The following is a 15,408-nucleotide window of genomic DNA, read 5'->3' as shown; positions in this document are numbered from 1 at the left end:
ATGATAGCATGATAAGTTTGCCTTCAGAAATTCGGTACACTGTAGATTAAAGATACAAATATCGCAAGAATTGGCGGATCTGGTTCGCTTATACCGCTATCAATTTCCGGTAAAATGCAACATCTATTGAATCGCTGCGTCTTGTAGAATAGAAACCATTTTATGTTTAAAAGTTATATCAAAAGCGCTTGGCGCAATCTTTGGAAGAACAGAGCCTACAGCTTTCTCAATATCTTTGGCTTAGCCCTTGGCATTACCTGTGCGGGCTTAATTTTTCTATGGGGTGAAAGTGAACTGACATTTGACCATTTTAACAGTAAAAAAAACGAACTCTATCAGCTGAAAGTGAATGCACCTTTTAACGAAAGTGTCTTTACGATGGAGTCTACACCACGTCCCCTAGCTGCAACTATCAAAGCTGACATCCCGGGTATAGCCAATACAGCAAGATACTCAGACGGAGATCAAAAACTACTTTTCAGTTTCGATAACACATCCGTATATGCAACAGGTCGTTATACAGATGCATCTTTGTTTAGTATGTTTACATTTACCTTTTTGCAGGGAAATGCATCCAATCCATTCCCACAATTATATTCACTTGTGATCACAAAGCGTACGGCAAAGAAATTCTTTGGTACCGATGAAAATTCCATTGGTAGAACTATACGGATAGATAACAAACAGAACTATGTTATCACAGGTGTGGTAGAAGATATGCCCGAAAACTCATCACTTCAGTTTGAATGGCTAGCTCCCTATGACATCACCATGGAAAATCGGTCAGAAAATATCGATGAATGGGACAGTTATGGGCCCTTTACTTACGTTGAACTGGATAAAAATGCAAACTTTGCAGCTGTCAACAATCAACTAAGGCATTACATTAAACAAAAAGCACCTGCTGAAAAAAGCGAGGTTTTTCTCTTTCCTATGGAAAAGTGGCGGTTATACGATGCATTTGCCAATGGAAAGCCCACCGGTGGCGGTCGTATCGCGCAAGTCCGCATGCTTTCAATGATTGCGTGGATCATATTGCTAATTGCCTGTATTAATTTTATGAATCTTGCGACCGCACAAAGTGAAAAAAGAGCAAAGGAAGTCGGCGTGCGCAAAGTTTTAGGATCGGGAAAGAAGCGACTGCTGGCACAATTCATGGGCGAGGCTTTTATGATGGCTGCTATTGCTGCAATTTTTTCAGTGCTCTTCATGTATATTTCACTGCCTGCATTCAATACAATTATGCAAAAGAATCTTGTGCTGAATATACTCAATACTAATCATCTTATTTTCCTTATCACAGTTACAGGTATTTGCGGATTGTTAGCGGGAAGTTACCCATCCATTTATCTATCGTCCTTCGATCCGCTTGCAGTTTTAAAGGGGGCTAAAATTAAAACGCATGGTGCCGCTCTTGTAAGGAAAGGGCTGGTGGTCACCCAATTTGCTATTTCTATCATTTTTACAATCAGTACAATTGTGGTGTATGCGCAGATACAGCATGTGAAGAACCGACCCCTGGGCTTCAACAAAAGCAATCTCATTGAAATCAATCCGCAGCATAACGTTTCTGCTATATTTCCTATTATAAAGCAGGATTTATTGCATACGGGCCTGATAGAAAATGCAGCCCTTGCCGGTCATGTAACGCTTTATGGAGGTGATACCGACGACAGATTCAGGTGGGCGAACAAGCCGGCGGATCAGAAAATACCGGTAGCGCAACGGCATGTAAGCCCTGAATTTATTTCCACCTCCGGTATGAAAATTTTGGAGGGGAGAGATTTTGGCGGAAACACGTTGGCTGAAAGAGCGAACGTTATTATTAATAAATCCATGGCAGACCTGATAGGCGAAGGGTCTGCTGTTGGAAAAATAATACAATCGCCCCGCGGTAATCCGGATGGAGTTTTTACTGACATGACCGTAATAGGAGTTGTAAGCAACTTCGTCTATGGCAATATTTATGGACAGGCAGACCCAATGGTTCTTTTCTGCAAGGAACCTGAATTTCAAAGTTTTATTTATGCACGGATAAAAAACAGCGCCGATATCGGACAAGCGGTTTCAACGATAGAAACCGTTATGAAGAAGAATAATCCCAATTATCCGTTAGACGTCAGATTTGTAGATGACCAGTTCGATCAGCTATTTAAAAACGAAGCGCTCACCGGTCAAGTTTCTACCGTATTCGCCGTGCTTGCCATCTTGATTTCCTGTCTTGGTCTGTTTGGGCTTTCTGCTTATATCGCCGAAAGAAAAACCAAGGAAATCGGCATCAGAAAGGTGCTGGGTGCAAGTATCACGGGCATTGTATCCCTCCTATCTATAGGCTTTTTAAAACTTGTTGGTATCTCCTGCCTAATTGCTTTTCCCTGTGCGGGGTGGATCATGCACAATTGGCTGCAAAGCTATTCATACCGTATTCATATTGGCTGGTGGATGTTTTTAGTAGCGGGTATCGTGGCATTCCTCATAGCAATAATCACTATTAGTTTTCAATCGATGAAAGCTGCCATGGCTGATCCGGCAAAAAGCCTGAGAAATGAATAATTGTTTAGTCTATCCCTTTCCCGGGAGTGCTCACCGATTTAGTTTTTTTCGTTGGTATTTATCAGTTCGAACTTTAACTCCGCGAGCTTTTTAATTCTTTGAGACCACTGTCTTTGAAGTAACCAGAGTTGACCTATAAATACAAGGCCGATAAAAGCAATAGATAATATCCTAAAAATAGCCACATCCAATCCGTAAAAGAAAAAAAACAGCATGCCACCCGTGAAGATTATTCTCGAGCATAAAGAGCCCCATTTAAATCGCTTGAGTTTTTTTAGATATACGGCTATTGAAGTTATTATATTATCACCATATACAAGATTTCTTGCGGCCAAATAGCCGGTAAAATTAAAGGCAATTGCTTGCAGCACACAGATTATAAGTACCAGGTTAGCTGCCAAAGGTCGCTTTTCACCGTCAAACATATTGTAGTATACACATAAGATAATTAGCCACGAGCCGATTTCCAGTAACAGCTGTTTTCTGATTCCTTTAAGGATTGGATGAGATTTTTCTGTAAGCATTTCTGCCAGTGCTTCATTCGGCTTTATTTCAATGGGCTGTGCTGCCCAAAGGCTTTTCATTTCTTCAATTCTCATGATTGCTAGTTAATAGTGTTCTGATTTTATCTTTTATCCGGGAAACCCTCACGCAAACATTGTTCTCTGTTATGCCTATGATCTCTGCGATCTCTCTATAACTATACTCATCGAGGACTAAAGCTATAATGGCACGATCTCCTTCTGCCAACAGTTTAATTGCAGCCATCAAGCGGTCCTTACGATCGGCTAAAGCTCCATCCTCGTTTTGGGGCGACATTTCCGGCACTTGATCCACATAGCTTATCACGTTTTTTCGATCAGTCCTGAATGTTGCAATAGCGGTATTAAGAGCAATACGATAGATAAATGTGCTGATTTTTGACTGCCCCCTGAAATCATCAATAGAACGCCATAGTTGAAAAACGATTTCCTGAAATAGATCTTCTCGATCAGGCGGCGTGTCCCGGTATAATCGACAGACCTTATGAATGATTCCCTGGTGGACTGAAACAAGTTGTAAAAATTGGTCTTCATTCATACTGTGGGCATGCGTTCTGCTAAGATATCAATACTTTTGCGACTGTTTCCTTTTCACCTTATCCTTTCTAGCTTTTCTATTCTTTTATTAAGGGCTCCAATGCTATCAAGAAGTACGTGGTTCTGCCGTTTCAATGAGTCAAGCTGTTCGACGATCTGTTTGTCTCGAATAATCGACCTGCCTTCTGGAGAAGATTCGCGGCCACATGCGCTTATTGCGAAAAGAAAAATCATGGCTAGTGCTTTCATATTAATAATTTTTGGAGGTTAGTTGCATTTTATAGGGGAAACCTTACAGATTACGAAAAAAAATTTGAGCCCATATTGTTTCGCACTAGCAATTTTTGACATCAGAGCCGGTCCTGCTCTTCCGTTCTGCGCTCTTTTGCCGACTGTAGCTTACCACCCAAACTATAGGTGAGTGAAAACATTGCCCTTCTGGTGTCCGGCTTATCGAAATATCGATAGTCGGTAATTGCTGCGAGGGAGTGTGCGCTAAAATTATTCGTAAAGAAAACATCATTTAAGGTAATTCTAACCCCCAGCCGTTTATCGAAAAATGACTTAGCTAAACCTGCATTTACATAGAAGTAACTGCTCTTCTGAAAAATCCCAAATAATTCCCGGGAATACCAGTAAGCGGCCAATTCCATGTTGACATCCCCTGGAAGCTTAAGTTGATTAATACATTGCAGATTACCTGCCCATTGTGATAAATTATCCGCCTGAAGATGTTGATCTACCGGATAGGTGGTAAAGTTGATTCCCCCACTCCATTGCATCTGCCACCAGCTGCTAGGCAACAGCGTAGTTGCAACATTTAGATCCAAACGCCTGAAATGGTCGAAATTAGCCCGTTGGCTTATCAATGCCTCCGATTGAGTGTCTTTGATCATGTTTCGGGAAAGATAATTGCTCCTAGCGCTATAATTGAATAGAAAGAAATACTTTCGTTTCAACGTATAAGTTACAGCATATAGCCAACTCGTTTCGGGTTGTAGATTGGCATTGCCGGCAAACATATAATAGGGGTCGTTATACCAACGTACCGGATTCAGTGCGGCATATGGAGGCCGTTCAATCCGCCGACTTAGCGAAAAATCGATCTGGTTATCATTATTGATTTCCGTATTGATAGACAGCGATGGAAACAAACGGGTATAGTTCCATTGATTGCTTCCGGACGACAATACCGACCAGCTTTTTGCATCGGTATGTTCCAGGCGTAGGCCCGCATTGAAGGTTGTTTTTTTCCATATTTTAGATGCAGACACATAGGCTGCCGAAATCGTTTCCCGATAGTTAAAATTATTGGAAAGCGACAGTGCCTCAACATACTGTCCGTTCAGCAAAGAATCAAAACGGGCATTATTATCATTGCTTGCTACCGCATACTTTAGTCCAGCCTTCAGATCGACTCCGGAATAAGGTAACAGGGCATCCACCTTATAGGCCGAAACACGGATAAAACCGGGTTGATTAGACCGGAGTATATCCAGATCTCCATCGGGGTTGCCCGTTTTGCGATAGCGACGGGTTTCCATCTCGCTGTTGGAAAAGTTACGATAAGAAATTAGCTGTACATCAGCAGTAATCTTCTTGCCCAAAGTATCAATATCGAACTGATAGCCGGCATTAAAGGCATCGAAGTAATAGGGCTCGATAATATTGACGGTGGAATATATCGACTCCACGGTCGTGCCCGATCGATCACGCATGGTAATCGAAGATGTTTTCGGTGCCGTGAAGTCGTCCGTATACCCATGATAATTGGCCGATAGCTGATGACGGGGTGCCAATTGCCACGTCGCACCAATCTTGTACGTATAGAACTTGATCTTGAACGACACCTCATTTGCGCGTTCAAGGAGCATATCGTTGCTGCCATAGGATATGATGTGCGAGCTGGTACTTATGGTGTTTTTGTGTGGTGTATTATAATCGAATGATGCATCAACTTGTAACTTGTCATGTTTGAAACTTCCTGTTATGTTATCGTTTACCATCCAATATCGACCTTTGGATACCGTAGAGCGCAATTCTACTGCATAACCTTTTTCTTGCCGCCTTTTAGTAACAATATTAATGACTCCTCCCGTTCCGGCAGCATCGAAATTTGCCGATGGGGAAGACAGTAGCTCGATCTTTGCAATGTCTGCGGCATGCAACCCATTCAGCATTTCGGTCAGCTCCTTTCCCGACAAATAGGTCATTTTACCATTAATTGTTACCTGCACACCGGGTGCACCGCGGAACAAAATTTCGTCATCTTGTCCAGCACTCACGCCCGGCATGGTTTTTAGCAACTCCATGGCCGAGTTCCCTGCAGATAATGTGTTTTCGGTGCTTAGTATCAGTTTGTTGCCCTCCGCCTGTATAGTAGGTCGCTGTGCTACTATCACCACATCATCTAGCACCTTCACCGAACTTTTCAGTGAAAATGAAAGCGCTACAAGCTCCCGTCCATTTTTACTTACCGAGGTATCTAAGCATTGTTCCTGATAGCCAACAGAAACAACACAGATTCGATACCTGCCTGTATCTACTGTAAATTGAACAAAGCCGTTCTCATCTGCAGAGACTTGTGATATCAATTTATCGGTTTGCTCCTTAAACAGCTTGACTGTCGCTCCCCGTAAAGCAATATTGTCCTCATCCTTTACAACTACTTCAATTCGCCCATCAGGTGCCCGGCCATGTCCAACCGATGGGCTCATGAGAAATAATGTCAAACATAAGAACCAGACACCCAAAGCTTGCATATTTTGTTTCTCCTTAGCTGATCGCATTATTTTACAGAGCAACCACAGATTTCTTACGATAATTTATTCCTGCCCAAAACACGAAAATCAAGATAACCACAATAGAGGGTAACAAAACGGTAATCCAATCAATCCGGACTTCCTCTTCGTAATGCTCGACTCCGAACGTGTCCCAATTCTGATCATTGACGGCCGCATTTTCAAAAATCCTCGGGTAAAAATACAGGCGCATCTTCTCGTGGAATGATGCCATGCTGTCCTGAAACCGCAGGTGATTGCTCAACCCTGATCTTGCTATTGTATTCAGCTGATGTTGGGTGTGTAAGGTGGGCAGAAAAATAGCGATCAATTCGCTCGCCTGGTCGCGTTGCCAAAGCTTATTCCGCATTTGCGCTGTGTGCTCTTTTGCATCATCATCACCTAGCTGCTGCATAGCGTAATACCAGAGCCAACTCGATTGTTTTTCCGGAAAGCCGTACTTACGAAATTGCGGATAATGTGCATAAAATTTATCCATGGTGAGCTTTTTGTCCATATCCCATTTCTCATGGTACCCTTCCCGCTGGTCAACAACGGTTGCCAGTGCCTCCGGTACGGGATATCTACTGGTTATATAGTTATTAACTACTGTGGGGAAAATGATGGTCAGTAACATCCAGGCGCTGATAAGCATCGCTGCATTTGTACTTGAATCCTTTTGAAAAGAAATCGCCAGAAAACAAACGGCGAACCAGAAAAGCAGGTACAGGCATGAGATCATGACGGCTGCCAACAGGTACTTGTCAAGGGGTAGTGACAATATAAGAATCGCTAATAGTAACAGAGTCAACAGTGTTACAATAACCACCGATGCTCTGATGATTAGATTCCATACCAATATTCTCAGTGGGTTTGTGCTTTGTGCGGCTAGCAGCTGCCAAGTTCCGCCCTCTTTTTCTTCGGAAAGCAAATTATAACTGAAGCCGATAATTAGCAGGGGAAATAAGTAGATCAGCACGAAGCTGAAATCCAGGTTTCCTGCTAATAGGTTTGATGGATTGAACAGGTCTGTATCATATTTCTGGCCTTCCAGATTTCGTATTGTTAGGCTTTGAATGGAGCTGTTCAAATCCCGCTGCCCTATGGAAAGACCATTTAAAGGATGCGACTCATTGACCAGACTGAATCGGATATAGTATAACAACAAGCCGATTTCGCTTTGATGGAACTGAACATTCCGCTTAATATGCTCCTGTTGGAAATGTTCGGTATGGAGCAAGCTCTTCTTTTGTTTATCCATATGCTGCTTACCGATAAAAAGGCTCAGTACCCCCGCCGCAAGTACTACAGATAAACCTATGATGGCGATCTTTGATCGCAGGAAACGTTTTAATATCAAAAGGAACATAACTATATCGCTTTTAGTCTTTTTGAAAGAGTCATTATTAGAAGACCCAATAGCACAATCCAGCTCAAAAGGGCCACTAGCGAGTAGGCCTCGCCTTTCATTAGCACTTGCAGGGCGGTAAACTTATACTTGAAATCCGGAAATGATTTCCAGTGGCTTCGACTTATGCTGTAGGGTTTATCATGATCGCCCAATTTTTTGTTGCTGATCAATTTTATCTGCAGTTCGTTCATGTGTTGTGCCAGTTGATAACGATAAGCCTCGGTCTGCTGTTGAAACCCTATGTATGTATTGAAATCGGTTCCGCATAAGGCCATCGAAATGTTACGGATCGACGCGATCGGATTGAAGAAGGTGGAAAGCCTGGCCAACCTGTTTTGCCGCTGGTAAGTCTGTAATAGACGTTCCAGATGTATGTTATACAACTCCGCACTGATCCGCTCGCCTTCCTTCATCTGGAAACCGCTATAGTTGAAGGGAAGCTCCTCAACGGAATTTACTTTATATACTTTTAATATGGAATCTTTCAGTGCCTTATAATAGGGATCGTCCGGGTTGTGGCTATCGCCCGTTTTTATCAGGTCCTTTTCAATGGCGGATTGAAATTCAGTGATGGAAGGTGATGGGTAAAGTAAATTACCTAGGGCCTGGCTTGTCCGCGGAAAAATCACGGCGCACACCAACCAGATTGCTATCAAGGAAATCAACGCGACCTTTGCTGTTTTGCTAATGGCAGAAACTAATACCGCAATCACACTTATGACTGCAAAATACAATACATAAAAAAGGGAAAGCCAAGCTGCGCGACTTATCGCATCAGTCATTAACCCGGCGGGCGAAAGAATAAGACACCCCATGATCAATATAACTATGGCCAGCATCAAAATGGAAAGACTGATACCGAGTAGACCAGCCGCTTTTCCGATCAATATCTCCTTCCATGAAACACCCTGGCTCAATAGTATTTTTAATGTTCCGTTTTCTCTATCGGTGGCAACTGTATTAAATCCGATGAAAAAAATCACCAATGGCAGTAACAACTGCAAAATCATAGACATGCTGATCTCGCCAAACCGCAACATACCGGTGCTGAAACCCGCTTCAGAGAAGTTAACGGTATTCTGTCGATGGGCCTCCAGAAAAATAGCATTACCGGTGAAACTTTCCATCCCGAAATCGAAGAAGCTCAATGGATGCTTAGATCGAAAGACTAGATAACCATAATGTGCCATACGGTGCGGATGTTTATCGGGCATATTTTCCCAATTCTCCCGCACCTGCTTTTGGTACAGCTGTCGGCTTTCCGTTTGTTGTTGGTAAATGACTGCACCACTCAAAGCGGCATAAACTAATAAAATAACAATAATGCCAAGCAATACCATGATTGCCTTGCTTTTGAAGACATCTAAGTAAGTTTGCCTAGCGAATAATTTCAATACATCAATCCTCATAAAAATCTTCCGTTTTAAAATTGATAACTAGTTGTCAGCATGATATTTCTCGGTGCCCCGGGGAATAAACGAAGGTAATTCTGCGCACCGATCCAGTACCTTTTGTTGGTCACATTATTCATGTTAAACGCAATTTGCATACTGCCTTTGCCCGGTTTGTAGTAAAGGGCAATATCAAGCAATGTATAGGCGGGCACCTTAAACTCGCGGGTAAACCAGGGAATTTTATCGCCACTATATTGCAGCCCCAGTCCGATACCTAGATCTTTTAGAACGCCATCTTGCTGGAAATCATAGCGAGTCCAAAGGTTGCCACTATTAACGGGTGTATTCTCCTTACGGCTACCTTTTATACTTGCATTGGCATCTTCTAAAATTTTTGCATCGATGTAACTATAAGACAGGTTTACCTGCCAATTGGACCGGATAAAACCCGCAACCTCGATTTCAAATCCCCTACTCCTGTCTGCACCTCTGGTAACCAAAGAATCGGGATAAGCCGGAAGTCCTGCATTCATTAAAATATTTTGTTGGTTGATCTCATAAACAGCGGCATTCACGCTCAACTTCCCCTCCCACCAGGTGGTTTTTGTCCCTAGTTCTTTAAGATTGCTGGTCAGCGGCTTAAACCTAGCAGCAGATTCGGGAGAGCCAAAAAAGCCACCAGTACTGGGCATCAAGGTTACGGTATTTGATTGCGGTTGAAATCCCTCTAGATAGGTTCCATAAATATTAACCTGTTTATTCAACACATAGGTAATCCCTACCCTCGGTAGGAAAGCTTTATTGGTAAAAGAAGATTCATTTGAGGACTTATAATTCGTAATATCCCTAAACCATTCCTGACGAAGACCTAAAAGTACGATAAAACGATTCCACCGTAATTGATCTTGTATATAAACGGCATGCGTGGTGGTAAGCGCTGCCGGTAATGCGGTTCTTATATTCAAATTATAATCCTCTGGTCTTTTCATGGTATAGATCGGGTTGTTCAGATCGAAATAATCTACATTCGGTCGTGGCATGGTTACATTTCCAATCGTTATCACCTGATAATCGGCAAGATTAGTGGGCGAAAAGGTGTTCGTTACGCCTCCATCTCTCAACAGAAAGCCCCGGGCTGCGTCCTGTCCACCACCTTTCAGTTTCTGCCAACGGCTCAGATCATAACCCATCAGTAATTTATGTTGTATTCTTCCTGTCTTCAGATCGAAGTTAAAATAGCCCTGAAAGTTATCGGTACTCCAAGATTGTTTGCGCTGCACAAACTGCATCGCCGCCAGCGAATTAACGGGGTTGCCCACCGTGTCGGGAGCAAATGCGCCGGTGGTGCGATGTTCCTGTAGGTCCTCATGCCAGTTCTGCTTCATATACGAAGCGTTCAAACTGATCGCATCCGTAAATTTGTGGGAAAAGTTGCCCATCACGATCAGGTCCTTTGATTTAAAGAAATCGCCAGGGGCGGCAAGGTTGCGGTTAATAGGCGTGCTGTTCAGGTTCGTCTGCCCGGCAACGGCACCAAAAATAGGTTGCCCTCTATCCAGATCCCCGGTGAGGTCGCTAAGTATCACCTCTACATTAACGGCCGTTTTATCATTGGGGATATAGGAGAAAGAAGGTGAGACAAGAAAGGACTTGTTATCTACCAGATCGCGAAAGCTACCGGCCTCCTGATATGCGGCATTTATCCGGTACAGCAGGGTTTTATTACTATTTAATGGCCCCGTAAAATCTAAGCTCCCTCTAATGGTACTAAAACTACCTGCACTGATATTCGCCTCTCGTCTCTCTATTGCCAATGGTTTCTTGGTTACCAGGTTGATACTACCACCGGGGTCCACACTGGAAAAGGTGGCACTTGCAGGGCCTTTGATGACCTCTACACGCTCGATATTGCTAGTTAAAGGTTGTAGGAAATAATATTGCCTTGTGCGCATCCCATTAATGATCTGTCCCTCCTCGTTCTGACTGATACCGCGAATAGCATATTGGTTGTAATAGCTGGAAGGCGTAACGCCGCTGGCCATTTTAACCGCGTCTGCCAATTGGAATGCCTGCCTGTCGGCAATAAGCTCCTTCGTTATGGCGGATATAGACTGCGGAATCTCTTTTGTCAGGGTAGAGGTCCGCGTGGCACCGAAAGAATAGTTACTGGTATATTTTCTGGCCACCCGGCCACTGACTTCCACCAGCTGCAGCTCACTCGATTTGGATATGAGGACGATTTTTACAGCAATGGGTTTCTTTCCCAACACCACCGCCTCATGGAAGTTTCCATAACCAATATGGCTTGCATTAATCTCATAAGCACCTTCCTGCAATGCCGTAAGCGTAAAGTGTCCGTTCTCATCGGTACGACCTGTTCGGTCCATATTTTTCCCTTTCAAAGAAACGGAAGCACCGGCAATCGACCGACCGGTTTCATCCGTCACTAAACCATCGATGCTGGATTGCGCTAGGCCGCGAGAGGCCAATAGCAAAATCGCTATTATCAATAGATATCTCATACTGCCTTAACGCTAAATTGTTTCGAGGTATAAGGTTTGTAATTCATTCGCCGTGATCCCACTGTTGGTAATGGTATGTACCAGTTCGCCTTGTTTCATGATGCCGATGCGTGTTGCCATGTTAACTGCATTGAAGATATCATGCGTTGCCATAAAAATTGCTTTACCTTCGCCAATAAGTCCTTTGCATATGGTAGTAAATTCGTCCGTTGCTTTTGGGTCGAGCCCTGAGGTAGGTTCGTCCATTAAAATCAGATCCGCTTTTTTGGCCAATGCGATAGCAATGCCAACTTTCTGGCGCATACCCTTCGAATAGGTCGATAATCGCCGAGCACTTGCCTCCCGTTGCAGACCAGCTTTATCCAAGAACTCATGGAGTGCTTCTGTAGGATAGCGATAGCCCGCAATACGGCTAAAAAAATCAAGGTTTTCGACGCCTGAAAGATTGCCGTACAATTGCACGACTTCAGGGATGTAGGCCACATGTTTTTTTGTGGCAACGTCATTTTGTCTAACTTCAATGCCATTGATAAGGGCACGGCCACTGGTGGGGGCTAAAAACCCTAAGATTAGATTGATGGTGGTTGTTTTACCGGCACCGTTTTGTCCGAGTAGACAAAAGATTTCGCCTTTTTCTACGGATAGATTGAGATTGCGCAAAGCAAAGGTGTCGTTATACGCCTTGCTAAGCTGTTCTGCTTTGAGTACGCTCACGCTTAAAGAAATTTGGAATGATTGAAATAATGTTTAACGGAATCTGAAAAGATTTTCATCACTTCAACCAGCCTGAACGCTCAGCTGCCGGAATCCGGTTAATGCTAGAGAGTAGTGACTATCAGATGATCCGCTTATATAACTATGGAATAATGCAATGCGTTAGCAGGATATGGGGGGACCGCGAAGACTGACGACGATTAAATATTTAGCGTAGCAAAAGCTTGCGTTAGGCGTATCGTACACCTCAGCAATTTGGGGTATAAGGAAACGGAAAGACAGTACAGACACATCACTGTCTCCTATCAGATGGAAATCACAGATCTTACAATGAGCGCTATGCTGGGCAACGATCTGTTCTGTCTCACCGCAATATTTGTGCTTGCTCGAGACAGGAACAGGATGTTCATGTAGGGCTTTTACCATATGGATTACCAGCATAAGCATGAGTAACGCATAGGCAATTATTCTCCGACAGATCATATTTCTTGAGGCAAACACAAGTCAAAGATAAACCATTTTCCATAAAATGCAATATAGTTGCAATTTTATTCAAAGCATATCTATATAATGCTTTTTTTTATTTTTAATGTCTTTTTCACCGTCGTCAAAAGTGGGTTTACCAAAAAAACTATTTCGTGTATCGCGACAAAATAAACAGCTATCCTATAAGGCTAATCTGATCCGTTGCCTCTTTTCTACAGCCGAAACTTAAATGAAAAAGCTCTCGATCAGGGATCGAGAGCCTTTACTTTTCTTATAGGTGTTAATGATCAAATGGCCGGCTACCATATCATCTCCTCTGGTTGGTAAAACCGGACCGTGATCAATTTTTACCGAAGATTGAGGTGTCCGGGTAAAAGGTAACTACGCCTGTTGTGATATCGTGAATGCCGCCGACTATTCCGATTTCGCCACTTTCTATCATTTCTTTGAGAATTGGACTGCGTTCTATTATCGATTTGACCGAACGGTTAACATTTATAGCAGAGACCCTTTCAACAAATTCGCTGTTTTTGGAACTACGGTTCTCCTTTATGGTCAATTCTTCATCAACAGCGGGTCTAATTTTCGAGAGTAAAGCGGTTAGGTTTCCCATTTCCACATGATCGCATGCGCCTTTAATTGCACCGCATTTGGTATGGCCTAACACGACAATTATTTTTGCACCCGCCACTTTGCAACCAAATTCCATGCTTCCTAAAACGTCTTCGTTAACAATATTACCGGCAACCCGGATACTGAAAACATCGCCCAAGCCTTGGTCGAAAATCAATTCGGCGGATGTGCGACTATCGATACAACTTAGAATTACAGCGAAGGGATGTTGGCCGTCTGAGGTCTCATTTGCTTGTTGCAAAAGGTTTCGATTGATTTTTAAATTATTAACAAACCGTTTGTTGCCCTCTTCCAATAGGTTTAAGGCCTTTTGAGGTGTTATTGCCTGTTGATCTTCTTTTGTTAGCGTTCTCATTTTGATGTTTTAGATGTTTTATGTTGTGCAATCTATGAAAAACGTTAAAAAGTTGAAAGCAATTCACTGCCGTCTTTTCACAATAAATAATTCGTATATGGTTATAGCATTATTAGCAAGGGCATAGGCTGTTAAATGAGATCGAAGCCGACCGATTGGTCTGACTGATTCCACAGTTGTTAAACTACATGCATATCCCAATTATTGGGCAGCATTACGCGGTGATTTAGAAACTGCTCGAAGGGTATCTCTAGCGCTGCTTTTAGCAACAATACAGCATCTGCTTGCGGATCTATCCAATCACAGTCAAAAAATTCGACAACCATAGGTACCCAAATTGGATCGTCAAGACTAAATTGGAGCGGAGCATAAAGAAAGGTTATGCCTTTTGCGTGAAGCTGTTGCACGATGTCTGGAGTAAGCGTTACAATCATATTTAATTTATATCTATAACTTGCAGTGATAACGCAAGCAATACAGACTTTCTAACAAATTCACAAGCCATCATGTTTGTAGAGGATAATTTATCGTTTATCATGATGCCCTAAGTCATAATTTGTTGGCAGAAAAAAAGGAAAAAGCTCCCGATCCTTGATCAAGAGCCTTTACGTTTTTCATAGGGTGTTAAAGTATTGCGTATATTGAAGCAATAGAAGTGCCAAAACATACCCATCACACATTTGTTACATGCTCCTGTTTATTGCCTATCGCGTTATAGGTAACTAATAGCCGCCGGTCTCAAACATTTCAATCGCTTTTGGGGTTTTCTTGTTGATAATGGCTATAAATGATTTTGATTTCTAACATGGGAATTGAAGGAACGAGATACTAGAAAAACGCTTGACGATTTAATAGAAGGCAAACTTAACATGTACTTGTAGCCAAGTTAAGCCGAAAAACAATGATGAATCACAAAAATTTTAAAAAAAAACTGATTGGTGGATTGCTGATTATCTCTTCAACGGTAATGATTTACGCATGTGGATGCGATAGTCAATCGCCCGACGATGTCCAGGAACAGTTTGATGCCGATACCATAGACGCACCAAAGGAGCAGGACTCCACGCTCAGTGAAAAAATGTATCCGATGCAAACCGACAGTGTTGCCGAAAAGGATGCAAGTAAACCGTAAGGCCGTATACCCTTTCTGCCGGGGCACATAGCAGTAAGAACAACCATTGGAATGCGATGGTGCTACCCAGTTTGAACTTCGGGCATTGGGACGCGCCTGCAGTGCTTTTTTGGTGCCGAGTATCAGCACATTCTTTTTATTCCATAACCAGTCTTCTACCGCTCCTTCGAAACCAAAAAGCTCTGGTATAGCTTGGTGGGAGGCCACTTGAATCCGCTCTGCATCAGGGAACCGCTCGAGTATTTCGCGTCCTCTCGGATATGCCATAACCTTTGGCTCGTGGTATATTCTGCTGATTGATAGCAACTGACAGATTTTATTATCCTCTAGCATGAATTAGTTCCCTTCG

Annotated in this window: 12 protein-coding genes and 1 pseudogene; 2 read left to right on the top strand and 11 right to left on the bottom strand. The window is 42.9% G+C overall.

The window, feature by feature from the left end; genetic code table 11:
* Positions 1-162 precede the first annotated feature (162 nt).
* Complete coding sequence (locus FKG96_RS07600) at positions 163-2,553, top strand: ABC transporter permease (protein ID WP_130856295.1); 2,391 nt, start codon at positions 163-165, stop codon at positions 2,551-2,553.
* A gap of 38 nt (positions 2,554-2,591) precedes the next feature.
* Here FKG96_RS07600 and FKG96_RS07595 read toward each other — a convergent pair whose 3' ends face one another.
* The 10 genes from FKG96_RS07595 to FKG96_RS07550 all read right to left on the bottom strand — a co-directional run bounded on the left by FKG96_RS07595 (position 2,592) and on the right by FKG96_RS07550 (position 14,361).
* A complete protein-coding gene (locus FKG96_RS07595; protein ID WP_130856294.1) occupies positions 2,592-3,152 on the bottom strand; it encodes a hypothetical protein in 561 nt (186 codons plus the stop codon).
* The gene (locus FKG96_RS07590) at positions 3,142-3,633 is read right to left on the bottom strand and encodes an RNA polymerase sigma factor (RefSeq protein WP_130856293.1); all 492 of its coding nucleotides are present in this window, start codon (positions 3,631-3,633) and stop codon (positions 3,142-3,144) included. The genes FKG96_RS07595 and FKG96_RS07590 overlap by 11 nt, the downstream gene beginning before the upstream one ends.
* 53 nt (positions 3,634-3,686) lie before the next feature.
* Complete coding sequence (locus tag FKG96_RS07585; protein WP_130856292.1) at positions 3,687-3,881, bottom strand: hypothetical protein; 195 nt, start codon at positions 3,879-3,881, stop codon at positions 3,687-3,689.
* Between the two features lie 101 nt (positions 3,882-3,982).
* Positions 3,983-6,421: an outer membrane beta-barrel family protein gene (locus FKG96_RS07580; protein ID WP_130856291.1), complete on the bottom strand. Its 2,439-nt coding sequence runs from the start codon at positions 6,419-6,421 to the stop codon at positions 3,983-3,985.
* 4 nt (positions 6,422-6,425) lie between these two features.
* Positions 6,426-7,781 (bottom strand): DUF3526 domain-containing protein, encoded by a 1,356-nt coding sequence (locus FKG96_RS07575; protein ID WP_149105290.1) that lies wholly within the window; start codon positions 7,779-7,781, stop codon positions 6,426-6,428.
* Positions 7,782-7,783: 2 nt separating this feature from the next.
* Positions 7,784-9,232, bottom strand: a complete 1,449-nt coding sequence (locus FKG96_RS07570) for a DUF3526 domain-containing protein (protein WP_130856289.1) — start codon at positions 9,230-9,232, stop codon at positions 7,784-7,786.
* A 14-nt stretch (positions 9,233-9,246) separates the two neighbouring features.
* Positions 9,247-11,739: a TonB-dependent siderophore receptor gene (locus FKG96_RS07565; protein WP_130856288.1), complete on the bottom strand. Its 2,493-nt coding sequence runs from the start codon at positions 11,737-11,739 to the stop codon at positions 9,247-9,249.
* Between the two features lie 12 nt (positions 11,740-11,751).
* The gene (locus FKG96_RS07560) at positions 11,752-12,453 is read right to left on the bottom strand and encodes an ABC transporter ATP-binding protein (RefSeq protein WP_130856287.1); all 702 of its coding nucleotides are present in this window, start codon (positions 12,451-12,453) and stop codon (positions 11,752-11,754) included.
* 826 nt (positions 12,454-13,279) lie between these two features.
* Positions 13,280-13,927, bottom strand: a complete 648-nt coding sequence (locus tag FKG96_RS07555) for a carbonic anhydrase family protein (protein WP_013665407.1) — start codon at positions 13,925-13,927, stop codon at positions 13,280-13,282.
* 179 nt (positions 13,928-14,106) lie between these two features.
* Positions 14,107-14,361, bottom strand: coding sequence for a hypothetical protein (locus FKG96_RS07550; RefSeq protein ID WP_130856285.1), 255 nt, complete (start codon positions 14,359-14,361; stop codon positions 14,107-14,109).
* A 467-nt stretch (positions 14,362-14,828) separates the two neighbouring features.
* Here FKG96_RS07550 and FKG96_RS07545 point away from each other — a divergent pair, with 467 nt between their 5' ends.
* Positions 14,829-15,059, top strand: coding sequence for a hypothetical protein (locus FKG96_RS07545; RefSeq protein WP_149105289.1), 231 nt, complete (start codon positions 14,829-14,831; stop codon positions 15,057-15,059).
* 33 nt (positions 15,060-15,092) lie between these two features.
* Here FKG96_RS07545 and FKG96_RS27185 read toward each other — a convergent pair.
* A pseudogene (locus tag FKG96_RS27185) lies at positions 15,093-15,392 on the bottom strand (hypothetical protein); the annotation flags it as partial.
* Positions 15,393-15,408 lie beyond the last annotated feature (16 nt).

Origin of the sequence: Olivibacter sp. LS-1, assembly GCF_008245145.1 — a bacterium.
Taxonomy (GTDB): Bacteria; Bacteroidota; Bacteroidia; order Sphingobacteriales; family Sphingobacteriaceae; genus Olivibacter; species Olivibacter oleidegradans.
The sequence above is the reverse complement of the archived record's forward strand: the minus strand, read 5'-3'. Positions and strand labels throughout refer to the sequence as shown.

Coding starts and splice junctions, on each gene's coding strand:
- FKG96_RS07570 (WP_130856289.1), bottom strand. CDS start 9,232: ATGAGGATTGATGTATTGAAATTATTCGCTAGGCAAACTTACTTAGAT.
- FKG96_RS07545 (WP_149105289.1), top strand. CDS start 14,829: ATGATGAATCACAAAAATTTTAAAAAAAAACTGATTGGTGGATTGCTG.
- FKG96_RS07580 (WP_130856291.1), bottom strand. CDS start 6,421: ATGCGATCAGCTAAGGAGAAACAAAATATGCAAGCTTTGGGTGTCTGG.
- FKG96_RS07600 (WP_130856295.1), top strand. CDS start 163: ATGTTTAAAAGTTATATCAAAAGCGCTTGGCGCAATCTTTGGAAGAAC.
- FKG96_RS07590 (WP_130856293.1), bottom strand. CDS start 3,633: ATGAATGAAGACCAATTTTTACAACTTGTTTCAGTCCACCAGGGAATC.
- FKG96_RS07565 (WP_130856288.1), bottom strand. CDS start 11,739: ATGAGATATCTATTGATAATAGCGATTTTGCTATTGGCCTCTCGCGGC.
- FKG96_RS07555 (WP_013665407.1), bottom strand. CDS start 13,927: ATGAGAACGCTAACAAAAGAAGATCAACAGGCAATAACACCTCAAAAG.
- FKG96_RS07550 (WP_130856285.1), bottom strand. CDS start 14,361: ATGATTGTAACGCTTACTCCAGACATCGTGCAACAGCTTCACGCAAAA.
- FKG96_RS07595 (WP_130856294.1), bottom strand. CDS start 3,152: ATGAGAATTGAAGAAATGAAAAGCCTTTGGGCAGCACAGCCCATTGAA.
- FKG96_RS07585 (WP_130856292.1), bottom strand. CDS start 3,881: ATGAAAGCACTAGCCATGATTTTTCTTTTCGCAATAAGCGCATGTGGC.
- FKG96_RS07575 (WP_149105290.1), bottom strand. CDS start 7,781: ATGTTCCTTTTGATATTAAAACGTTTCCTGCGATCAAAGATCGCCATC.